This window comes from Bifidobacterium jacchi, from assembly GCF_009078285.1.
GTDB classification, from domain to species: Bacteria; Actinomycetota; Actinomycetes; order Actinomycetales; family Bifidobacteriaceae; genus Bifidobacterium; species Bifidobacterium jacchi.
Window position 1 is genome coordinate 106,986 of record NZ_RQSP01000001.1, and the last position, 21,140, is coordinate 128,125.

General features: G+C 64.7%; 20 protein-coding genes, 2 tRNA genes and 1 pseudogene. 7 read left to right on the forward strand and 16 right to left on the reverse strand.

All coding sequences use genetic code 11. The annotated features are described in order from the left end of the window. Positions 1 to 234, forward strand: a 234-nt coding sequence (locus EHS19_RS10605) for a hypothetical protein (protein ID WP_175578212.1), incomplete at its 5' end; no start/stop codon positions are given. Positions 235 to 252: 18 nt separating this feature from the next. Here the strand turns inward: EHS19_RS10605 and EHS19_RS00440 are convergent. From EHS19_RS00440 to EHS19_RS00465, 6 genes are all read right to left on the reverse strand, one after another. Further along, a complete protein-coding gene (locus EHS19_RS00440; protein WP_151915830.1) occupies positions 253 to 1,041 on the reverse strand; it encodes an isoprenyl transferase in 789 nt (262 codons plus the stop codon). Between the two features lie 5 nt (positions 1,042 to 1,046). Continuing rightward, positions 1,047 to 1,769, reverse strand: a complete 723-nt coding sequence (recO, locus tag EHS19_RS00445; RefSeq protein ID WP_151915831.1) for a DNA repair protein RecO — start codon at positions 1,767 to 1,769, stop codon at positions 1,047 to 1,049. A gap of 71 nt (positions 1,770 to 1,840) precedes the next feature. Then, the gene (locus EHS19_RS00450) at positions 1,841 to 3,472 is read right to left on the reverse strand and encodes an alpha/beta hydrolase (protein ID WP_151915877.1); all 1,632 of its coding nucleotides are present in this window, start codon (positions 3,470 to 3,472) and stop codon (positions 1,841 to 1,843) included. A 150-nt stretch (positions 3,473 to 3,622) separates the two neighbouring features. Continuing rightward, a complete protein-coding gene (ispG, locus tag EHS19_RS00455) occupies positions 3,623 to 4,837 on the reverse strand; it encodes a flavodoxin-dependent (E)-4-hydroxy-3-methylbut-2-enyl-diphosphate synthase (protein ID WP_151915832.1) in 1,215 nt (404 codons plus the stop codon). Between the two features lie 166 nt (positions 4,838 to 5,003). Next, positions 5,004 to 6,191 (reverse strand): 1-deoxy-D-xylulose-5-phosphate reductoisomerase, encoded by a 1,188-nt coding sequence (dxr, locus tag EHS19_RS00460; protein WP_151915833.1) that lies wholly within the window; start codon positions 6,189 to 6,191, stop codon positions 5,004 to 5,006. Beyond that, positions 6,188 to 7,906 (reverse strand): DivIVA domain-containing protein, encoded by a 1,719-nt coding sequence (locus EHS19_RS00465; protein WP_151915834.1) that lies wholly within the window; start codon positions 7,904 to 7,906, stop codon positions 6,188 to 6,190. The genes dxr and EHS19_RS00465 overlap by 4 nt, the downstream gene beginning before the upstream one ends. A gap of 268 nt (positions 7,907 to 8,174) precedes the next feature. Here EHS19_RS00465 and EHS19_RS00470 point away from each other — a divergent pair. The 5 genes from EHS19_RS00470 (at position 8,175) to EHS19_RS00490 (ending at position 11,102) form a co-directional block, all read left to right on the forward strand. Continuing rightward, positions 8,175 to 8,248, forward strand: a tRNA-Val gene (locus EHS19_RS00470). A 92-nt stretch (positions 8,249 to 8,340) separates the two neighbouring features. Further along, positions 8,341 to 8,411 (forward strand) — tRNA-Gln (locus tag EHS19_RS00475). 142 nt (positions 8,412 to 8,553) lie between these two features. Beyond that, complete coding sequence (glmU, locus tag EHS19_RS00480; protein WP_151915835.1) at positions 8,554 to 9,936, forward strand: bifunctional UDP-N-acetylglucosamine diphosphorylase/glucosamine-1-phosphate N-acetyltransferase GlmU; 1,383 nt, start codon at positions 8,554 to 8,556, stop codon at positions 9,934 to 9,936. 3 nt (positions 9,937 to 9,939) lie between these two features. Continuing rightward, the gene (rsfS, locus tag EHS19_RS00485; protein ID WP_151915836.1) at positions 9,940 to 10,407 is read left to right on the forward strand and encodes a ribosome silencing factor; all 468 of its coding nucleotides are present in this window, start codon (positions 9,940 to 9,942) and stop codon (positions 10,405 to 10,407) included. After that, on the forward strand, positions 10,404 to 11,102 hold the full coding sequence (locus EHS19_RS00490; protein ID WP_151915837.1) for a histidine phosphatase family protein: 699 nt from the start codon (positions 10,404 to 10,406) through the stop codon (positions 11,100 to 11,102). The genes rsfS and EHS19_RS00490 overlap by 4 nt, the downstream gene beginning before the upstream one ends. 173 nt (positions 11,103 to 11,275) lie before the next feature. Here EHS19_RS00490 and EHS19_RS00495 read toward each other — a convergent pair whose 3' ends face one another. The 4 genes and pseudogenes from EHS19_RS00495 to EHS19_RS00510 form a co-directional block, all read right to left on the reverse strand. Further along, positions 11,276 to 12,298: a ribose-phosphate diphosphokinase gene (locus EHS19_RS00495; protein WP_151915838.1), complete on the reverse strand. Its 1,023-nt coding sequence runs from the start codon at positions 12,296 to 12,298 to the stop codon at positions 11,276 to 11,278. 1,153 nt (positions 12,299 to 13,451) lie between these two features. Next, positions 13,452 to 14,126 carry a nicotinate-nucleotide adenylyltransferase gene (gene nadD / locus EHS19_RS00500; RefSeq protein ID WP_241676988.1) on the reverse strand — a complete coding sequence of 225 codons (675 nt, stop codon included), beginning with the start codon at positions 14,124 to 14,126 and terminating at the stop codon, positions 13,452 to 13,454. A gap of 230 nt (positions 14,127 to 14,356) precedes the next feature. Continuing rightward, a pseudogene (locus tag EHS19_RS00505) lies at positions 14,357 to 14,956 on the reverse strand (phosphoribosylglycinamide synthetase); the annotation flags it as partial. 80 nt (positions 14,957 to 15,036) lie between these two features. Next, on the reverse strand, positions 15,037 to 16,344 hold the full coding sequence (locus EHS19_RS00510; RefSeq protein WP_151915839.1) for a glutamate-5-semialdehyde dehydrogenase: 1,308 nt from the start codon (positions 16,342 to 16,344) through the stop codon (positions 15,037 to 15,039). 139 nt (positions 16,345 to 16,483) lie between these two features. Between EHS19_RS00510 and thrC the strand changes: the two genes are divergently transcribed. Then, on the forward strand, positions 16,484 to 18,001 hold the full coding sequence (gene thrC / locus EHS19_RS00515; protein WP_151915840.1) for a threonine synthase: 1,518 nt from the start codon (positions 16,484 to 16,486) through the stop codon (positions 17,999 to 18,001). A 4-nt stretch (positions 18,002 to 18,005) separates the two neighbouring features. Here thrC and EHS19_RS00520 read toward each other — a convergent pair whose 3' ends face one another. The 6 genes from EHS19_RS00520 to EHS19_RS00545 form a co-directional block, all read right to left on the reverse strand. Continuing rightward, positions 18,006 to 18,278, reverse strand: coding sequence for a DUF4160 domain-containing protein (locus tag EHS19_RS00520; RefSeq protein ID WP_175578213.1), 273 nt, complete (start codon positions 18,276 to 18,278; stop codon positions 18,006 to 18,008). Further along, the gene (locus EHS19_RS00525; protein WP_151915842.1) at positions 18,271 to 18,504 is read right to left on the reverse strand and encodes a hypothetical protein; all 234 of its coding nucleotides are present in this window, start codon (positions 18,502 to 18,504) and stop codon (positions 18,271 to 18,273) included. Before EHS19_RS00525 ends, EHS19_RS00520 begins: the two co-directional genes overlap by 8 nt. Before the next feature lie 61 nt (positions 18,505 to 18,565). Beyond that, positions 18,566 to 19,696 (reverse strand): DUF1648 domain-containing protein, encoded by a 1,131-nt coding sequence (locus EHS19_RS00530; RefSeq protein ID WP_151915843.1) that lies wholly within the window; start codon positions 19,694 to 19,696, stop codon positions 18,566 to 18,568. Then, positions 19,693 to 20,262 carry a GntR family transcriptional regulator gene (locus tag EHS19_RS00535; protein ID WP_241676979.1) on the reverse strand — a complete coding sequence of 190 codons (570 nt, stop codon included), beginning with the start codon at positions 20,260 to 20,262 and terminating at the stop codon, positions 19,693 to 19,695. The genes EHS19_RS00530 and EHS19_RS00535 overlap by 4 nt, the downstream gene beginning before the upstream one ends. A 168-nt stretch (positions 20,263 to 20,430) precedes the next feature. Continuing rightward, the gene (locus tag EHS19_RS00540) at positions 20,431 to 20,664 is read right to left on the reverse strand and encodes a hypothetical protein (RefSeq protein WP_151915844.1); all 234 of its coding nucleotides are present in this window, start codon (positions 20,662 to 20,664) and stop codon (positions 20,431 to 20,433) included. Positions 20,665 to 20,760: 96 nt separating this feature from the next. Further along, complete coding sequence (locus EHS19_RS00545) at positions 20,761 to 21,135, reverse strand: GntR family transcriptional regulator (RefSeq protein ID WP_151915845.1); 375 nt, start codon at positions 21,133 to 21,135, stop codon at positions 20,761 to 20,763. Positions 21,136 to 21,140 lie beyond the last annotated feature (5 nt).

Below are 21,140 nucleotides of genomic sequence, written 5' to 3' on the forward strand. Positions count from 1 at the left end.
ATCTACACGCCGGCCGACTGGATCGCATGGCCCATCGGATTGCGCCGCACGATCGCGATTCCCTGCTATGTGCAGCGCAAGCTGTACGTCGCCGATCTGGCCATCGACGGCATGTACATCCGACTGATCAGCGTGCGCCCGCCGAACTATCCCGATGAATACGACACTGCCAGCGGCGACCCATCGATCAGCTATGACGCGCCGGCGCGCATGCTGACCGTCAGCTACGGCTGATGCCGGCGATCGATCGGCCTACTTGGCGTTGCCGAAGCGGCGATCGCGATGGATGTAGTGGTCGATCGACCGCCACAGCACCTCGCGGCCGCAGTCGGGGAACAGTTCGGGAACGAAGTCAAGCTCGGCATAGGCGGCCTGCCATGGCAGGAAGTTGCTCGTACGCTGCTCGCCCGACGTGCGAATCACCAGATCGCAGTCGGGGATGTCCGGATTGTACAGGTGATCGGCGATCATCTTCTCGGTCACGCGATCGCCGGAGATGCGCCCGTCGCGCACGTCGCGCGCAATCGCGGCGCACGCGTCCGCGAGTTCGGCGCGACCGCCGTAGTTGATGCAGAACACCACGTCGATGACCTTGTTGTGCTTCGTGCGTTCCATCGCGACCTCAAGCTCGTCGATCACCGACTTCCACAGCTTCGGCCGCCGGCCCGACCAGCGCACGCGCACGCCCCAGTCATCCATCTGCGCGACGCGACGATGGATGATCTCACGCGAGAATCCCATCAGAAAACGCACCTCCTGCGGGCTGCGCTTCCAATTCTCGGTCGAGAACGTGTAAAGCGACAGATACCGCACGCCCGCCTCGATCGCACCGGCGATCGTGTCGAACACGACAGGCTCGGCGGCCTGATGCCCGTTCGTGCGGACCATGCCGCGCTGCTTGGCCCAGCGCCCATTGCCGTCCATGATGACGCCCACATGGCGTGGCACCTTGTTCTTCGGAAAATCAGGGATGATGGACGGGTCGGAAAAAGGCGCCGCGGGAATGCTCAGCGACGTGTAGTCGACGTTCTCAAAAGCCATAACCGCTAATCTAGCAAGCGCAGTGAACGAATCGGACGTTCCAGGTAGTATTCGCTCCACTCCTCCACCAGACGATGCGCCGCAGACGGCAGCGGGCCGCCGTCCAATACGCGCCAGTCGCCGTCGACGAGCGCCCGGAAGGCCGCCAGCGTGCCGGCATCCACCCGATGCGCGTCGGCGGCTCGATCCGAGACGCACATCACGCCGCCGGAGGAGACCGACAGGAACGCGGGCGAGCCGATCGGCTCTCCGCACATCACGCAGGAGGCGAGCCTCGGCATCCATCCCGCCAGCGCAAGCGCGCGCATCACATACGAGTCTCCGATGCACACCGGATCATGCGCGCGCCGCGACAGCGCGGCCAGTGCGCCGATCAGCAGCCGGTACTGCGCCGTCGCCCGTTCGTGCTCCGCGCCGATCAGTCGGTCCGCCGCCTCGGCGATGACGTTCGCCGCGGTGTACAGCGCATAGTCGCCGCCGATCGACGAGGCATAGGCGGCGATCGAATCGACCTGGGAGATCACGTCGAAGGTGCGTCCGGTCGCCACCAGCGCATCGACGCGCATGAACGGCTCCAGGCGGCCGCCGAATCGGGATTTGAGCCGACGCACGCCTCTCGCCACGGCACGAATCTTGCCGTGGTCGCGGGTCAGCATCGTGATGATGCGGTCGGCCTCGCCGAGATCGGCGGTGCGCAGCACCACGCCTTCGTCACGATACAGCGGCACGCCGCCCCTCCCCCGTCATCATCAACGCCAATATCAACACCAATATCAACACCAATTCAATAAAGCAAACGTCAATATATGAACAATCCCCAGAACGCGAACATGAGCAATACCAGAAACATCGCCGTCGCGACGACCCAGAACAGGATGCGCGCGAATCTGGTGGTCGCCAGCACCGGCTCCCGCCCGCTGACGACCCCGCGAATCGAATCCGTGCGCGGAGGCAGCCGCATGATGCCGCGGCCGGTCGCCACTTCGATCAGACGCGCCAGCAGCCGCGACCATGCCCATACGACCAGCGTGCACACGCCTTGGATGACCGGCCAACTCCACTGCATGAGCCCGGGATGGTCGTCAGGCGCGCCTCCCCACGCCAGATTGACCACGGCCATGACGACCTGCGCGATGCCCGCGGCGAACAGCAGCAGCACGCCGATCGTCGTCAGCGTCAACGTCAGCAGCATACGACCGAATCCGTAGGTGAATCCCAGCCTGAACGGCCGGCCGACGATGCGGCCGCGGATGCGAAGCGCCAGCGCCGCCGACGCCATGACGAGCGCCGCAAGCAGCATGACGAGCATGGCGCCGTGCAGCACCAGACCATACCAGGTGAGCGCGGGCTTGGCCCTGAGCTCCTTGGGCACCGGAATGGACTGATAGAGCGTCGACCCGGCGACGCGCTCGCTGGTCTGCTCAAGGCCCTGCGTGACGCCGGACACCCATGCGATCACGTCACGAACATACTCGTCGGCGAACTGCGTGCCGGCCTGCGAATCCTGCGCAAGCCGCAGCACATGATTGGCCACCGGATAGCCGCGAATCGTCACATCCCAGTTGCCCGCGCGATGGGCCATGTCGAGTATCGCCTCGGCGCCCTCGACCTGGGCGGTCATCACGTCCTTCGCGCCGTAGCCCACGAACGTGGGAATATCGTAGGTGGCGGGCCGGAGCGTATCGATGTCGACGTTGGGCAGGTCGAACGCCGAGACGTCGGCGTTGAACGCACGACGCACGATCGACTGATAGCCGTCGTTCGCGCCGACGAGCGCGAAGTCCTGCGCGGCGAGGAATCCCAGCGCCTGACGCATCGGGAACACCATGGGGCTCAGCAGCACCTGAAACGCGATCCGCGGGTCGCGATCCAACAGATAGGCGGAGATCCACGTGGATTCGGAGGTGGCGTAGATGCCGACCTTGGCATCGGCCACCTGCGGCATGCGGCGCAGCAGATCGACCACCTGATCGTAGGCGGCCGCCGAACCCTCATAGTCGCGATTGAACACCTCGGTGCTCCACGAGGGCTTGTCGAGGACCGCGGTGACGAATCCGGCCGACGCCATGTCCTCGGCGATGTCGCCGAACGAATCGAAGGCGGTGCCCTGACCGGCACCATGCATGAACACGACGCCCGGCAGCCCGGTTTGTGCGGTGTCCGGCCGGCGCACGACCACGGTGACGCGCTGCGTTTCGCCCGTGGACGGCCGCGTGGAGTCGACGGATTCGACCGTGGTGACGACCCGGTAGCGCCCGGCTGCGGCGAGTTCGGCGGTGCCGTGACCCTTGGCGGCGAACGTGACGCTCGTGTCCGCATCCAGTGCGGCGATCGTCTGACCGGTGGGCTCGTTGTTCCACGGCACCGCGGTCGCGTTGGATATGTAGACCAGCAGTCCGATGAGGATGACGAAGATCGGGATGTTCAGCATGAGGCGACGGCTGCGGCTCCACGGAGCATATTCGGGAGCATTGTCCTCGGGCTCGGGAACGACCTCGCGATCATGCTGCTGCTGTGACATGCGGTTCATTGTAGATCGAGCCCATCCCGTCGGCGGCTCTACGGCATATGGGATTCGGGGTCAGCGGTTCGGATGCTGGATCGGAATGACCACTGGGCCGGTCGAGCCGACCGGCACCTGACCGGCCTGCTCCATCTGCTCGGCCATGTCGTTGGCTCGGGTGAGCAGCGTCTCCACGATGCGATCCTCGGGCACGGTCTCGACGACCTTGCCCTTGATGAAGATCTGTCCCTTGCCATTGCCGGACGCCACGCCCAGATCGGCCTCGCGCGCCTCGCCGGGGCCGTTGACGATGCAGCCCATGACCGCGACGCGAATGGGCGCGGTGACGTTCTTGAGTCCTTCGGTCACCGCGTTGGCGAGCTGGATCACGTCCACCTGCGCACGGCCGCAGCTCGGGCACGAGATGATATCGAACTTGCGTTGGCGCAATCCCATGTATTCAAGCAGCTTGCAGCCGACCTTCACCTCCTCGACCGGCGGCGCGGACAGCGACACGCGAATCGTGTCGCCGATGCCCTCGGCGAGCAGCGCGCCGAACGCCAGACACGACTTGATGGTGCCCTGCCAGGCGGGACCAGCCTCGGTGACGCCGAGATGCAGCGGCCAGTCGCCCTTCGATGCGAGCAGACGATAGGTCTGGACCATGGTGATCACGTCGTGGTGCTTGACCGAGATCTTGAAGTCATGGAAGCCGACGTCCTCGAACATGTGGGCCTCCTTGAGCGCGGAGGCGACCAGCGCCTCGGGCGTGGGGCCGCCGTATTTGGCGTACAGCTCCTTGTCGAGCGAACCGGCGTTCACGCCGATGCGCAGGGAGATGCCCGCGTCGGTCGCCGCCTTGCAGATGTCGGGGCCGACGGAGTCGAACTTGCGGATGTTGCCGGGGTTGACGCGCACCGCCGCGCAGCCGGCGTCGATGGCCTGGAACACGTATTTCGACTGGAAGTGGATGTCGGCGATGACCGGTATCGGCGATTTGCGCACGATCTCGGGCAGTGCGTCGGCGTCGTCCTGGCTGGGCACGGCGACGCGCACGATGTCGCATCCGGCGGCCGTGAGCTCGGCGATCTGCTGGAGCGTGGCGCCGACGTTCGCGGTGAGCGTATTGGTCATCGACTGTACGGAGATGGGCGCGCCACCGCCGACCGGGACCGGTCCCACCATGATGCGGCGGGACTTGCGCCGCGGGTGCAGCGGCGATTCGCTGATGGCCGCATCCCCGGTCTTGCGGAACGGCTTTTCGACTGATGGTTCGACATTCGACGGAGTCATGATCTGATTCGTTCCCCCACGCGACATGGTTACGGGCCGGCGACGAATGCCCGGCCCGTTGACATCGATTCGGCTGCTGCCTGCTTGGTCCGTTGATGTACGGCTTGCGCCGCACGGCTGCCGGCCCGGATGCCTGTCTGGCCGCCGGTGCCGCCGCCTACACGGCCTATTGTCTGTCTATCAGGTCGTCGGCACGTCTGCGGGCCTCACGTTCGATTCGGCCCATTTCCTCCACGTTCTCGAACAGCGGATCGCCGCGCAGCTCGGCATCCATCTCGTCGAGCACCTCCTTGACGGTGTCGACGATGCCCAGATAGCTCAGACGATGGTCGAGGAAGGCGTGGACGGCCTGTTCGTTGGCGGCGTTGAGCACCGCCGTGTGCTTTTCTGAGGCGGTCAGGCAGTGCCGGGCGAGCGAGACGGCGGGGAACGCCTCGTCGTCGAGCGGCTCGAACGTCCATTCGGCGGCTTTGGTCCAGTCGCATGCCGCAGCGACATCGCCTAGGCGAACGGGAGCGGACAGGCCGAGCGCGATCGGCAGACGCATGTCGGGCGGCGACGCCTGGCAGATGGTGGCGCCGTCGCGAAATTCGACCATCGAATGGACGATGGACTGCGGGTGGACGGTCACTTCGATGCGCTCCGGCGGGATGTCGAACAGGCGACTCGCCTCGATGACCTCCAGACCCTTGTTCATCATCGTGGACGAGTTGATGGTGACGACCGGTCCCATATGCCAGGTGGGGTGATTAAGCGCGCGCTCCGGAGTGATGTCGCGCATCTGCTCGCGCTTCATGCCGCGGAACGGTCCGCCGGACGCAGTGACGATCAGCTTGGACACCTCGTCGTGCGTGCCGGAACGCAGCGACTGCCAGATGGCGGAATGCTCGGAATCCACCGGATTGATCTGATGATCGCGCACCTGGGCGCCGAACAGCAGATGACCGCCCGCCACGACCGATTCCTTGTTGGCGAGCGCGAGCTGCGAACCGGCGCGCAGTGCGGCGATGGACGGCTCAAGACCGATGGACCCGGTGATGCCGTTGAGCACGACGCGCGCGCCGCACCCGGCCAATGCCACGACCGCGTCCGCACCGGCCTGGATGACGGTGTTCCTGGCACCGAGCGCATCCAACGCCTCGCGCAATGCCGTGACGACGCTCGGATCGCTCACCGCGACCTGCGGCACGTGAAAGCGCGCGGCCTGACGGGCGAGCAATGCCACATGCGCACCCCCGGCGGCAAGGCCGACAACGGTGAACAGGTCGGAGTGACGCTCGATGACGTCAAGTCCCTGCGTGCCGATCGACCCGGTGGAACCAAGTACGACGACGGTGGATTGCTGATTGCTCACTGCTGCTTCTTCCCGGAATGGTCGGCATCGGATCCGTCCGAATACAGCGACGGGAACGAAAGGTCCGGAATGTCGAGGTTGAGGCTTTGTTCGTTGTTGGCGAACAGGGACTGGAACGACGAGTCGATGGACGGCCATCGCTGCTCGTCGTTGACGTCGGAGCCGCCATTCGTCTTGCTGTCGGCGTCGCCGCTGCCATGATGCGCGGCATCGTAGGCGCTGGCGTTGCCATTGACCGCGCTCTGGCTCTGGGGAGCCGCGAACGGCCGGTATGCGGCCGGCTGTTCGCTCGCTGCGGCCGGTTCAGACTGGGTTGTCTGGAATGGCTGGGCAGACTGGGCCGGCTGGGCGAACTGCGTGGCGCGGGCCGCGGCGGGCTGCGCATACTGCGTTGCGGCCGGCTCGTACTGCGGCGCAGCTGAGGTGGGCTGCGCCACGGCGAAGTCGGATTGCGACTCGGCGACGGGTATGCTCCATGCCTGGGTCTGCTGGGAAAGCGGAGTCGGCTCCTGCGCGACCGCGATCGTCTCGTGCTGCGGCTTGACCGCCGGGGCGAACGAAACCGGCATCGCCTCGCCGCTCGACTGCGACTGCACCGGGAACGGGGAGCGAAGCTCGGAATCCGTCGGCGCGACGGATGCGACCGGCTCGACCGGTGCCGCGGAGGCGGCGAGATTGGCCAGACGCGCCAGCGATGAGCTGGCGGCTGCCGGAGCCTGTTCGCCGTTCGCGGCATCATGATGATCATCGTCGTTCGGCTGGGCGAACGAGGCGTCCGCCGATGCGCTCGGCGAGAACGGCAGCGGACTGGGCACCTGCGGAGCCGGGGAGATCGGCGCGGCGGGCGCCACCGGCGATGTCGCCGAGGGAGCCGCGAAGATCGCCTGCTCCGCTTTGTGCAGCGCGTCGAACGATGCCGATGATGCCGCGGGCGCGTACGAGCGAGGCATCGCGGAGCCGGCATCAGCGGAATCATGATCGATGACGTGACCGGCGTGGGCGGAGAACAGCGAGGAGACGTCCGAAGGCACGGACCCACGAGCCGCCTCCGCATTCGAGGCCGCATCGCCTTCAACGTAGTCGGCGACGCGCGCATATGATTCGATGCGGCTCAGCAGCTGCACGCACGCATACAGGAAGTAGTCCACCTGCCGCTCGTCGTAGCCGCGGGTGCCGTTGCGCTGGGTGAACACGACATTGGTCACGGTGTTCGAGTTGAGATCGACCAGCGCCTTGGCGTCTTCGACGCGCATGCCGTCGATTCCCAGTTCGGCCGCCGCCTTGTCGACGATCTGGTCGACCAGACGATCGACCTGCTTGCGATCGTATGAGGGATGCTTCTTCTTGCCGTCCTGGAACCGCTGGCCCGCCTCACGACTCGCATGCTCGGCGATCTGACGATACAGCTCCTCGGTCTGGGCCTTCCACGCCACGCGGCCATGCTCGCCGATCTCCCATGTGGTCTGCTTGTCGACGACCGCTCGCTCCAGTCTGGCGAGGGCGGCATCCACCTGCGCGATGTCGTAGCCGTTCTTGGTCAGATCGAAGGATACGTTCTGAATGTCCCGTTGGGTGAGCCGAACCCCTTCGGCCTCGTACAGGGCATGGGCACGTTCCAGAAACGCGTCCACCTGTTCGGGGTCATATCCCCATTTGCGCTTGCCTGCGCGAGCTATGGACGCACCGTTCCGTTCGTCTTCAGGTTCCTGCGCCATCGGCTATCGACCTCCTACGGATAGTATCAACGGCTCAACTTTACGTTGCACTTGCGACGGACGCGCGGCCACGGACGTTTTCTCAGACCGCGCGGATGATGCATCGACCGGGCTCGGCCACGGTTTTCACCCATGCGCGGAATGCCGCCGACACGCCTGTCGAGCCGTCTGGCGAGCCTGTTGACGCATCGTCCGTCGGGTCTGCGACGCTCCGTCCGACGCGCCGGGACTCCACCATGCGTTAGAGTAGTATGGCTGCAAGTCGCACGGGCAATTAGCTCAGTTGGTTAGAGCGCCACCTTTACACGGTGGATGTCGGGGGTTCGAGTCCCTCATTGCCCACATCGCCGTCATGGCGGTACCGTGTCGCTCGCCTCTTGACGAACGGCCTCGGTATGGCATAATGAAGGCTTGGCGGAATCGCAAGCCGCCGCTCCCCCATGGTGTAATGGCAGCACACGGGTCTTTGGAACCCTTTGTCTTGGTTCGAGTCCAGGTGGGGGAACCCGCGATGGCGCCCGGCCGTCCAGCGCCCTGCGCGAACGGACCGGGCGTCTTTCGTTTTCGCATCGGCCGAGCCTCGCGGGCGCGCGGGCCCGGCGCGAAGGCGACCGCGCCCGCAACATGACAGAATGGGAGTTTTCCATATGGCATTGTCCGCCGCAATCATTCTCGCCGCAGGCGAGGGCACCCGCATGCGTTCCAACAGGCCGAAGGTGCTGCACACCTTCGCCGGCAAGACCTTTCTTGAACGAGTGATGGCCTCGGTCTCGGCGCTCGCCCCCAGCACGCTTGCGGTCGTGGTCCACTATCAGGCGCAGCGCGTGGCCGAGGCCGCGCGCTCGTATCGGCCGGATGTCGAAATCGTCCATCAGGACGACATTCCCGGCACCGGACGCGCCGTGCAGTGCGCGATGGCGCAGCTGCAGCAGGAGGGCAAGCTGAACGGCCCCGTGCTCATCGCGGCATCCGACATGCCGCTGCTCGATCCCGGCACGCTGCGCGCGCTCGTCGCCTTCCACGAGACCAGCGGCAACGGGGCGACCGTGCTGACGACCGTGCTGGACGATCCCACCGGGTACGGCCGCATCATCCGGGACCGCGAAGGCCATGTGCTGCGCATCGTCGAGCAGCGCGACGCGAACCGCAGCGAGCTTGCCGTGCACGAGGTGAACACCTCGGTCTACGTCTTCGACGCCCAGGTGCTCACGCAGGCCATCGCGGGTCTGACGAACAACAATGCGCAGGGCGAGTTCTATCTGACCGACGCGTTGGAATCCGCCAAATCCTCGGGAACGGTCGGCGCGTTCGCCGCGCCGGATCCGCTGAGCGTGGAAGGCGTCAACGATCGCGTGCAGCTCGCCGAGCTGTCGCGCGAGCACAATCGCCGCGTCTGCGAGCATTGGATGCTTGAGGGCGTGACCATTCTCGATCCGGCGACCACGTGGATCGAGGACGACGTCGTGCTGTCGCGCGATGTCACGGTGCTCCCCGGGTGCTTCCTCAAGGGGCGCACCACCGTCGGCGAAGGCGCGGTCGTAGGGCCGTACACCACGCTCATCGACGCGACGATCGACGCCGATGCCGTGGTGGAGCGCGCCCGGGTGCAGGAATCGCATATCGGGCGTGGCGCGGCCATCGGCCCGTGGACGTATCTGCGTCCCGGCAACGATCTGGGCGAGGACACGAAGGCCGGCGCCTACGTCGAGATGAAGAAGGCCACGATCGGCAACGGCACCAAGGTCCCCCATCTGAGCTATGTGGGCGACGCGACGCTGGGAGAGCACACCAACATCGGCGGCGGCACGATCACCGCCAACTACGACGGCGTGCACAAGAACCACACCGAGATCGGCTCCAACGTGCATGTGGGAGCCGGCAACCTGTTCGTCGCACCGGTCGAGGTGGGCGACGGGGTCACCACCGGCGCGGGATCGGTGATCCGCCATGCCGTGCCCGAGGATTCCATGGCCTATTCGGAAAACACTGAACACATCATCGAGGGCTGGAAGCCCGCCTGGGAGCGCTGAATCATGCCTGCACTGCAAAGTTCCATCGACGCCATCCGCATCGCCGCAGCGGCGGCCGACCGTATGAAGGCCACCGACATCATCGCCTTCGACGTGACCGAACCGCTCGCCATCACCGACATCATGATGATCGCGACCGCGCTCAACGAGCGCCAGGTGCTCGCGGTCGCCGAGGAGATCGAAAAGGACCTCTATCTCAAATGCGATCGCCGCCAGCCGCGCTCGCGCGAGGGACTGACCGAGGGGCAGTGGGTGCTGCTCGACTACGGCGACTTCATCATCCACGTCATGCATCGCGAGTCCCGCGACTTCTACGGTCTCGAACGACTCTGGAAGGACTGCCCGACCATCGATCTGGAATTGGCGCATCCCGAACCGTCGGCCACCGAATCAGGCGATGCAGCCGCCAACGACGACACCGACCCGACCGCCCAGCAATCCGTATCCGTGGAATCCCCGGTGCAATCATGACGCACGTCCATGCGATCATCGTGGTGCGTCACGGTCGCACCGCGTACAATGCACAGCACCGGTTTCAGGGGCAGATCGACATCGAACTGGACGAAACCGGTCGCTGGCAGGCGCAACGCACGGCCGACGCCCTGACCCGGCTGTATGTGGACGGCATGCCGAGTGTCACCGATCGCATCGTCGTCTCGTCGGACCTGAGCCGGGCGAGCCAGACCGCTCATGCGTTCGCCGATCGCTTCGGTCTTGACGTGCATCTCGATGAGCGGGTGCGCGAGCGCAGCTTCGGCCAGTGGGAGGGGCGTATTCTCGCCGATCTGGCCAAGCAGTACCCGCAGGATTACCGGTCGTGGGCAGAATTCCGGGGCGGCGAGCTCAACCATGGCGCCGAACCCAAGGCGCACGTCGGCGCTCGCGGCGTTGCGGCCCTGACCGATTGGGCGGCTCGCGGCGACGAACACACCGATCTGTATGTGTTTTCGCACGGCGCATGGATCTCGCAGACCCTGCAGACGCTGACCGGCATGAATCTCGCCCAGCCCGACTATGCCGGACTGGTGTCCATGCGCAACGCGCACTGGGCTCGACTGACGCCTCTTGAGCTGCCCGGCCATCCATTGCGCTGGAGGCTGGCGGATTACGATCATGGCCCCGCCGAGGCCGATACGCCGGCATGGGAGCATCCGTTCGACGACTGAGCTTCGTCGGCAAACCTGGCTGGCAAAGCTCACCCAATCGGCCCATTCAATATGATTTCGCCCGCGCCGAATGACCGACGCGGGCGAAATCTGTAATACCGACAGTAATACCGTCTGTGATACCGTCTGCGGCATCTCAGGCAATGCCTACAGCGACCATGTCAGGGACCATCTCAGGCGAACAGGAAGCCCTGACCGTGATGCTCGGGGTACGTCTCGAACAGACGGGCGACGGAGCCGTCCTCGAACACGGCCTGAATGGCGCTGGCAAGCAGCGGCGCGATCGACAGCACCGTGAGACCGTCCCAGCGCTTCTCCTCGGGAATCGGCACGGTATCGGTGAGCACCACCTCGCGCGCGCCGCACTCCTTGAGACGTTCGACGGCCGGACCGGAGAGCACGCCGTGCGTGGCGACCACGGTGACCGACTTCGCCCCCGCCTCGTCAAGCACATGGCATGCGCCCGCAATGGTGCCGGCCGTATCGATCAGATCGTCGACCAGCACGCAGTCCTTGCCGGCGACATCGCCGACGACGCGGTTGGCGACCGCCTTGTTCGGACGGGTGATGTCGCGCGTCTTGTGCACGAAGGCGAGCGGGCCGCCGCCGAGACGCTGCGCCCACTGCTCGGCCACACGGATGCGGCCGGCATCGGGAGAGACGACGGTGACGTTGTCCAGCTGATTCGAGAACCGGTCGCGAATGTAGTCCACCAGCACCGGCATGGCGATGAGATGGTCGACCGGGCCATCGAAGAATCCCTGCGACTGCGCGGCATGCAGATCGACGCTCATGATGCGGTCCGCACCGGCGGTCTTGAGCAGATCGAACACCAGACGGCAGGAGATGGGCTCACGGCCACGGTGCTTCTTGTCCTGACGCGAATAGCCCAGCAACGGGCACACGGCGGTGATGGAGCGGGCCGAGGCGCGCTTGAGCGCGTCGATCATGATGAGCTGTTCCATGATCGACTTGTTCACCGGGTATGCATGGGGCTGCAGCACGAACACGTCGGCGCCACGCACCGATTCGGTGTATCGCACGTACATCTCGCCGTTCGCGAAATCATATGCAGTGGTTTCCAGAATATCGATGCCCAGCTGCTCGGCGACATCCGCCGCGAGCTTGGGATGGGTACGACCGGTCACCAGGATGAGGTTCTTATCGGGCTTTCCTTCAAGGATTGCGCTCACCATATCTCCAAACGTTCGGATTCGCTGAAGTGACTGCCCTCATAGTAACCGGCAACGCAGACCGTGCCGCCCATCGCGTGTTCACCCGGCATTCACCTAGCGGTCTGGCGCGTAAATGACCGAAGGAGTCGACTTCTCTCGGCTGGATTTGTCGCCCGGCCACCTCACGGGTGGGTGGAACGCAACGCTGTGCCCAGCCTGCCTCAAATACTGTGCAGCAGCCTGCTGCGGCGCCACCCTGATCCGGCACTCGTGATCCGGTGCCCGTCTGCTTCGGCATCTGATCTTGTCACGCGGCGCAATAATCGCGCATTTTCGCGTCGCGTGACAAGCCGCCGAAACCAGCCGGATCAGACCGCTTTGCATAATGGCGGAATTCCGCCGTTTGTCACAAGAGCGATTTGTCACGCGACGCGTTTTAGGCGGATTTTTGCGCCGCGTGACAATACCGCCTGTCACGCGGCGTGAAAAAGGGACAAAAACGCGTCGCGTGACAAGCAGGCACGGGCAAGCGGACGCGGGCAAACGCAAGCAACGAGCTCTCGCTTTGCTCCCCAGGCAACGCCATTGCGCAGCACGAGAAGCATCACCCCTCGTACCGTCAACCGCCCCGCACGCGGAACATCGTCACACAGTTAGTCACAAGGCGATCCCTTGTCCTGTGTCCCGTTTCCGTGTGTCCCGTTTCCTATTCGCGCAAGAGAATCTCGAAACAACGCCTGAGCTCGAGAAAACCTTGCGCCGGGACAGCGCTTCGCGCAAAGATCTTACGAACTCAACGATCTTTCCGAGAAATCCTTGCGCTAACAAAGACCCTCTCTCGCCCCTCTCCGGTGCCCCATCATCTGACCCACGAAAACAGCTGAAGTCCCCGGTTGTTGCATCACGTACCACCGTTCTGCACCACCGCTCTGCTGACACCACCGCCCTGCTCACATCATGGCAATCATCCAGACAACATTCAGGCAAAAGCGTTGGAAAATGGCGTATCCGTTGAAGAACGAACCGTCTTTCGGCCCGCGTCGCGGGTCGGCTTGCACGGCAATCAGAGACGCGCTGCGCGATGCACAATCAGTGTCGATACGCAATCAGTGTCAATGTGTCAATGCGCAATCAGCGACGATGCGAATCCAGCGATGCAGCCAGCGGTACGAGATCAGCGGTACAGTCCGTGCTTGCCGATGTATTGGACCACGCCGTCCGGCACGAGATACCACACCGGCTCGCCATGCTCGGCGCGGCGCCGCACATCCGTCGAGGAGATCGCCAACGCCGGAATCTCCAGCGAATCGACGCGCCCCTCGGGAAGCCGCACGCCGGACGGGGAGGAATACCCCGGCCGCGTGACCGCGACGAAATGCGCAAGATCCCACATCAGCTCGGCGTCCTTCCACTGCATGATCTCGGCCACCGCGTCGGCGCCGGTGATGAAGAACAGCTCGGCTTCGGGGTGCTGTGTGCGGATGTCGCGCAGCGTGTCGATCGTGTACGTGACGCCCGGACGATCGATATCGACCCGCGAGACCGTGAACTTCGGGTTCGACGCGGTGGCGATCACCGTCATCAGATAGCGGTCCTCGGCGTTGGTGACGTGCTTGTCGAGCTTGAAGACCGGCCGGCCGGTGGGCACGAAGATCACCTCGTCGAGGTCATAGACCCACGCCACTTCGGATGCGGCGACCAGATGCCCGTTGTGAATGGGATCGAACGTGCCGCCCATGATGCCGATGCGCGGCGTCGAATGCCAGTTGCCCCTCGTGGAGCGTCTGGCGGCGGCGCCGGGCGTCGATGCGAGAGGGACGCTGCCGGTGCCGTCGGACAGATCGGACATGCGGCGGGCACCTCCCGCAGGGGTTTCGCCCGGCATGGCGTCGGACTGCGACTGCCTCCACGCGGTCTGCGGCCCGTTCGCCGACTCGCCACGGTCGCTGGGGTTCACCGGACGACCTCCCTGTGATCGCCGACAGACGCGCCACCACTGTACGAACCGCCACTGGGGGTGTTGTCATTGTGGATGCCGCCGCTTGGGGCGCCATCACTCAGCGCGCCGCTGTGGTCGCCCCCACCTTGGGCATCGTCGTCGGCCTGTTCGGTCTCCTGTTCGATCTGATCGGCCGTGGGATCGGTTTCCTGCGGATCGATCTTGCCCATGTCCTCGTCCCATTCCTCCTGCACGACGCGCCGGATCTCGGCGAATGTCGGCAGCAGGAATCCGGGCTGGTAGAGACGACGCACCTCGGCGACGCGCTCGGTAACTCGAATCAGCGTATCGGTCATCCCGTCGATGTCGTTCTCGCGCTCCATCGTCGAGAAGCGGCGAATGTACTGCTCCATGAGCGTGATCTGCTCGCGCACGACATCCAGCTGGGACTGGTCGAGATCGGTCACCTCCGGCGAATCCTCGTCGGGCCAGCCGATGAGCACCGCGTCGGCGTATTCGAGCGAGGCGCGCTGCGCTGCGGAGGCGATGCCGTCCTCGATCTGCACGAGGAACACGTATCTGACGATGCTGAGCCGTTCGGCCGCAATGCGCAGACCGAGGCGGACGTCGGCGGTATCGACCTGAGGTGCGAGCGGCTTGTCGGCAAGCGGGAAGACCGTGGTCGAAGCCGCGGCTTCGGCAGGATCCTGCGCCGCATTGATCCGCTCCGCGTCGTTCATCGCCGCACCAGTCATCGCCGCATTCTCTAAGAACGCCGCATCGGGCTGTGCCGTACCGGGTTGCGTCTGCTGCGATTGCGTCATCGTCTCACCTGTCCGCTTCCGTATCCGATCCATTTCGTCGTGGTCATCTCGCGCAGTCCCATCGGGCCGCGGGCGTGCATCTTCTGGGTGGAGATGCCCAGTTCAGCACCAAATCCGAACACGCCGCCGTCGGTGAATCGGGTGGATGCGTTGACCATGACGACGGCCGAATCGATACGCGCGGTGAACTCCTCGATCGCGCTGTAGTCCTCGGCGATGATCGATTCCGTATGACCGGTCGAATGCGCGTTGATGTGCTCGATCGCCGCATCGATCGAATCGACGACCTTCACGCCCATCGTCAACGCCAGATACTCGGTGTCCCAATCCTCGTCGGTCGCGGCGACCAGTCCCTCCCCCGCGGCAAGGCCGTCGATCGCGGCCTGATCGATGATGCCGTACGCCTCCTCATCCGCATGCAGTTCGACCCGGGCCTCGGCGAGCGCCGCGGCGATGGCCGGAAGGTAGGCGGATGCCACGTCACGGTGGATCAGCAGCTTTTCGGCCGCGTTGCACACGCCGACGCGCTGCGTCTTCGCATTGAGGATGATCGGGATGGCCTTGTCGAGGTCGGCGGAACGGTCGACGTAGATGTGCACGTTGCCGGCGCCGGTTTCGATCACCGGCACCTTCGAGTTGCGCACGACCGCCTGGATGAGTCCCGCTCCGCCGCGCGGCACGAGCACATCGATATGGCCGCGCGCCTCCATCATGGCGGTGGCGCCGTCGCGGCCGTATTCGTCGACGGTGTCCACGAGCGCCGGGTCGAAGCCGTGTTCGCCGAGCGCTTCGCGAATGACGGCGAGCGTGGCCGCATTGGTGCGCTCCGCCGCGTGCCCGCCGCGCAGCAGGGCCGCGTTGCCGGATTTGAGACATAGGCTCGCCACGTCGACGGTGACGTTCGGTCTTGCCTCGTAGATCATGCCGATCACGCCCATCGGCACTCTCGTCTGCGTCAGTCGCAGACCATTGGGCAGATTGTAGCCGCGTACGATCTCGCCGATCGGATCGGGCAGTGTGGCGACGTGACGCACGCCGATCGCGGCGGCGGCGACACGAGGCACGTCGAACAGCAGCCGGTCGAGTTTGCCAGCGTCCATGCCGGATTCGCGCGCCTCGATCATGTCGAGCTCATTGGCACCGGCGATCCGGTCGGCATGCGAGTCGAGCGCGTCGGCGATCGCATTCAGGAGTTCGTTCTTGGATTCGGCGTTCGCCCGCGCAAGCCGGCGCTGGGCGACGCCGGCCGCATCGGCCTTCGCGCACACGGTCTGGAACACCTCTGGACTCAGTTCATCGCTCATACCAGTCAAGGGTAGCGCATCCCCGGACGCAACAGGCGCTTCTTCTCGACTCATCATGCGGGAGCGCGTGCGTCCGCGCCCACGGCCCACGGTAGACTGAACGTTATCGTCCAGTTCCCGGCAGATTGAAGGATTCATCGTGACCACCACCTTCCACTCCACGCGCAGCACCACTGACTCACTGACCTCCAAGCAGGCCATCCGCAAGGGCATCGCCGACGACGGCGGCCTGTTCGTGACCGACGCGCTCGGCTCGACCAAGGTGGACATCGCGGATCTCGCCGGCCGCCCGTATCAGAGCATCGCCTACGACGTGCTGCATGCACTGCTGCCCGACTTCGGCGAGGACGAGCTCAGGGCCTGCATCGCCGAAGCCTATGGCGCGCAATGGTCCGACGAGCGGATCACGCCGTTGAAGCCGTTGGGCGACGACTACATCCTCGAACTGTTCAACGGTCCGACCTGCGCGTTCAAGGATGTGGCGCTGCAGATTCTGCCGCGGTTCATGGCGCGCACCACGCCCGCCGATGGCGGTGACGGCACCGGAGACGGCGCCGGGGATTCAGCCGAGAAGATCATGATTCTGACCGCCACCTCGGGTGACACCGGCAAGGCGGCGCTGGCCGGGTTCGCGGATGCGCCGGGCACCGCGATCACCGTCTTCTACCCTCAAGGCAAGGTGAGCCAGGTCCAGGAGCTGCAGATGACCACGCAGGCCGGCTCGAATGTGAACGTCGCCGCCGTCGAGGGCAATTTCGACGACGCGCAGTCCGCGGTCAAGCGCATCTTCGGCGATAGGCAGCTCGCCGAGAAGCTCGCCGCCGACTCGCATGCGGTGCTTTCCTCCGCCAATTCAATCAACGTGGGGCGTCTGGTGCCGCAGGTCGTCTATTATTTCTCCGCCTACGCGCAGCTGCTGGAGCAGCAGGTCATCAACGTCGGCGACGAGGTGGAGTTCGTGGTGCCGACCGGCAACTTCGGCGACATTCTGGCCGGCTACTACGCCAAGCTGCTGGGTCTGCCGGTCAAGCATCTGGTGGTGGCCTCCGACAAGAACAACGTGCTGTTCGACTTCCTCACCACCGGCACGTACAACCGTCAGCGCCCGTTCTATCAGACGATCTCGCCGTCGATGGACATCCTCGTCTCCTCGAACCTCGAGCGCATGCTGTACTACTTCTCCGAGGGCGACACGCGACTGATCTCGATGCTGATGAACGATCTGAAGAACTGGGGCACGTACGAGATCCCCGAGGATCTGCTCGCCAAGATCCGCCAGCTGTTCGGCTGCGGCTGGGCGAACGAGGATCAGGTGCGCGCGATGATCGCCGACTGTTGGGAGGCGAACCGCTACGTCATCGACCCGCATACCGCATGCGCGTATTTCGTGGCGCAGCAGATGCCGCGCGATCCGCTCACCCCGCGCGTGATCCTCGCCACGGCAAGCCCGTACAAGTTCCCGCGCGTGGTGAACGAGTCGCTTGGCTTCGATGCGACCGGCACCGATTTCGACTGCATGGACGCGCTCTCGCGAGAGACCGGCACCACCGCGCCGGCCGCGCTGCGCGGGCTTGAGACCGCTGAAGTGCGGTTCACCAACGTGGTGCCGATCGACGGCATGGAACGTTTCGTGGCCAACGCAGCCAAGGCGTTGTAACCGCTCACCGATCGAAGTGAATATCCTCGCCGAATAATCTCGTCCAGGCATCGACGACTTCGTCGAAACCTCTGACGAGGGCCGCCTGAATCAGGCGGATGTGTTTGGCGGGGATTTTCCCATGATTATGGGCCAGCGTCACGGTCCGATCCTCGTGTAGGACGAACCGGGCCATATCCCGCTGGTTTCCCCGCGCCACATGCACGTGCACGCCATGCTCACGATCCAACGTGCTGAAATAGATGGTGTATCCAGCGAGGAAGAACACCTCAGGCATTGGTGTATTCCCTGTCGATGGCGCGGAAATCATCGATCATCGGCTTCATCTTGCCGAACCAATGGTGAAGGAAGGACTCCCCCTCTTTGCCGAACGTGGACGACAGGATGTTGCCATCATCGTCCAATGTCGCCGTGCGGTCGAAGCCCAATTCGGAGACGACCATCGTGTCGTCGTCCCATTGGGTCTTGATCCCATCAATGATGAACACATTCTCCTCGGGCATCATCGTCTCCTTTCCGTGGGAAGGAATGGACACTTTTATGATATGCCTTTCCCTCCCACATTCACAGCAAAGCGATGAGGGCGAAGGGGAGGCCTATGACGACGAGCAGGAGGATGACGGCGCCGACCCAGACGACGGGACGGGCCATGTTGACCGTCCAGCCGACGCCGAAACGCTTGGGCACCCAGACTGCCGGGTCGTCACGGTTTGCATAGATGACGCCGCCGTACCAGTAACGGTCCTCGTCCCACGGCATCGTCTCGTCGTCCGCTCCCCCAGCGTCGACCCGCGAGCCGTTCTGTCCGTAGAACAGCACGACCACGATGCCTCCGACGAGCGCGAGCATGCCGGCGAACGTACCGGCCAGCCCGACCAGGCCGAGATCGAGCACTCCGATCGTGCCGAGCTGCACGGTCATGCCGACCCCCGCGGTCACGGCCACGCCGACGACCAGCACGTACACGCTCCACGCGCGTGCCATCGCCGCGTACCGCCACGCCGAGCGCACCGGCGAGTCCGCGTCGACCGGACGCTTCGCATGCAGGACGGCCGAATGCGCGCCGACCATCACGGCGGCGAGGATCAGCTCCGTGAGCGGCGCGAGCCAGATCACGAACGGGCTTTTATCGGCCCATCCGTCGACGACCCCGGCGACGTTTGTATGGATCGGCACACGCTGCGGCATGCCACCGTACCCCGCATATCCGATGACGATCGTCGCCACGATCACGATGACGTAGACGAGATCCCACCACAGCGGCAGCGGCCGCGCGAACGTGTCGTCGGCAACGACCGCCATGCGTTTCGCCCCCGTCGCCGTCCAGCCGCGTTCACGTTTGATGGAGATCACCCGCCGGCGGAACCGCTGCTGGGCGGCGAACCCGACGGCCACCACCACGATCGAGAGGATCGACGCACACCAGAACGCCGGCGTCACGCCAACCAGACGCCACAGCGCGACGCACGCAAGCAACGACGCCGCACCAACCCCGCCGACCAGCGTCGAGAAGGCGACGCGGTAGCGGCGGATGCGCGCGTCGGCGAGCGCGGCCGGCGGCACGGTGACGCCGAACACCTCGCGTCGTCCGGTCACCCACGGCACGATCGCGACGCAGGTCGCGACCAATGCCGGCAGCAGCAGAAGCGGGATCACCGAGATGACGCCCGTAATGCCCATAGAATTGTTGTTCATCGTGTTCCCCCTGATTGATGGTCGGCGGTCGCCGGTCGGCGGTCGCCGGTCGGCGGTCGCCGGTCGGCGGTCGCCGGTCGGCGGCCGTCTCCCTGCGGCGTTTCGTCGTATATCCGTTCGCACTGCCGACGGAACGCGTCGAGGAACGACGCCATGTCGCCGCCGAGCGCCTTGTGTTCGAGGATGAGTCGGTGCAGTTCGCCGACGATCTGTTCCGACGGCATGACTCGTCCGTCATCGTCGCCTTCCCGTTCACCTTCGCCGTTAGGCGTTCCCTGTCCGTGTCGGGCCACGTTCCGTCCTGCGTCGGCCCCCGATCCGGTCGGTTCCGCGACGCTCGCCCCGGAGCCGCGTCGCATGGTGATGTAGCCGTCGTCACGCAGCAGCGCGTACGCCCTGTTGACCGTGTGTAGGTTGACGCCGAGGTCGACGGCGAGCGCACGCACGGACGGCAGCCGAGCGCCGGGCGCGAGTTCGCCGTGCGCGATGCCCGCGATGATCCGACGTCTCAGCTGTTCGTAGATCGGCACGTCACTGTGCTGGTCGATCTCGATGACCAATGCCATCGTAGCTCTCCTTTCACTGGACGATCGTTCGACTTGTTCTATATCAACTATAACACTTTGTTCGATGGGAACCGCGGAAGCCGGGATCAGAGGCACAACGACGACAAGGCCCTCCCGCGTGATCGAACATGCGGGAGGGCCCGAACCTATAAGGATCGACTACGGCCCCTACAGCTCCTTGGCGAGATAGAACCGGCAGGAGACTCGGAACGAGACCACGAGCGCGAGCCCGGCTGTGGCGATGCCGATGACGGCGAGGATCGGGATCAGCATCATGTTGTCGGCCAACGCGACGACACCGTCGATGGCGCGGTCGAGCACCGCCTTGGGAACCAGCGCCGTGGGTACGGGTTGCGCTGTTTCGGATTGCTGCGTTGCAGGCTGTGATGTGATGCCAGTCATCGTCATGCTCTTTGCGCCAGTGGTGCTGGTGCTGCTGATTGCACTGATTGCACTGATTGCACTGATTGCGTCGCACGCGCCGATGAGGCACATGCGTCAGTTTGCGCGGTACTCCTCCACAAGCATCTCCCCCAACCGCTCCAGCGGCACGTCCGCCGCCTTTGCGGCACGGCTCGCCTCGGCGAGATTTGCTCGGATCTGGGCTTCGAGCTGCTGTTTCATCAGCTCGTTGCCGCGATCCATCACGAACGTGCCCTTGCCTTGGATGTTCTGCACCACGCCCTCGTCGGCCAGTTCGTTGTACGCCCTGGTGACGGTGAGCACGGAGATGCGCAGTTCCTTGGCGAGTTTGCGCAGCGAGGGCAACGCCTCGCCGGCCTTGAGATCGCCGTCCAGCACTGCTGTGCGGATCTGGGTTTTGATCTGCTCGTAGATCGGTTCACCGGACACGGATGAGATGATCAGTTTCATGTATG

Bases quoted from the DNA above. Each gene is read 5' to 3' on its own strand.
- EHS19_RS00490 (WP_151915837.1), top strand. From the start codon at position 10,404: ATGACGCACGTCCATGCGATCATCGTGGTGCGTCACGGTCGCACCGCG.
- EHS19_RS00530 (WP_151915843.1), bottom strand. From the start codon at position 19,696: ATGAACAACAATTCTATGGGCATTACGGGCGTCATCTCGGTGATCCCG.
- EHS19_RS00495 (WP_151915838.1), bottom strand. From the start codon at position 12,298: ATGGTGAGCGCAATCCTTGAAGGAAAGCCCGATAAGAACCTCATCCTG.
- EHS19_RS00525 (WP_151915842.1), bottom strand. From the start codon at position 18,504: ATGCCCGAGGAGAATGTGTTCATCATTGATGGGATCAAGACCCAATGG.
- EHS19_RS00510 (WP_151915839.1), bottom strand. From the start codon at position 16,344: ATGAGCGATGAACTGAGTCCAGAGGTGTTCCAGACCGTGTGCGCGAAG.
- EHS19_RS00465 (WP_151915834.1), bottom strand. From the start codon at position 7,906: ATGGCGCAGGAACCTGAAGACGAACGGAACGGTGCGTCCATAGCTCGC.
- EHS19_RS00520 (WP_175578213.1), bottom strand. From the start codon at position 18,278: ATGCCTGAGGTGTTCTTCCTCGCTGGATACACCATCTATTTCAGCACG.
- rsfS (WP_151915836.1), top strand. From the start codon at position 9,940: ATGCCTGCACTGCAAAGTTCCATCGACGCCATCCGCATCGCCGCAGCG.
- ispG (WP_151915832.1), bottom strand. From the start codon at position 4,837: ATGACTCCGTCGAATGTCGAACCATCAGTCGAAAAGCCGTTCCGCAAG.
- EHS19_RS00540 (WP_151915844.1), bottom strand. From the start codon at position 20,664: ATGACTGGCATCACATCACAGCCTGCAACGCAGCAATCCGAAACAGCG.
- nadD (WP_241676988.1), bottom strand. From the start codon at position 14,126: ATGTCCGATCTGTCCGACGGCACCGGCAGCGTCCCTCTCGCATCGACG.
- EHS19_RS00545 (WP_151915845.1), bottom strand. From the start codon at position 21,135: ATGAAACTGATCATCTCATCCGTGTCCGGTGAACCGATCTACGAGCAG.
- EHS19_RS00535 (WP_241676979.1), bottom strand. From the start codon at position 20,262: ATGGCATTGGTCATCGAGATCGACCAGCACAGTGACGTGCCGATCTAC.
- EHS19_RS00440 (WP_151915830.1), bottom strand. From the start codon at position 1,041: ATGGCTTTTGAGAACGTCGACTACACGTCGCTGAGCATTCCCGCGGCG.
- EHS19_RS00450 (WP_151915877.1), bottom strand. From the start codon at position 3,472: ATGCTGAACATCCCGATCTTCGTCATCCTCATCGGACTGCTGGTCTAC.
- glmU (WP_151915835.1), top strand. From the start codon at position 8,554: ATGGCATTGTCCGCCGCAATCATTCTCGCCGCAGGCGAGGGCACCCGC.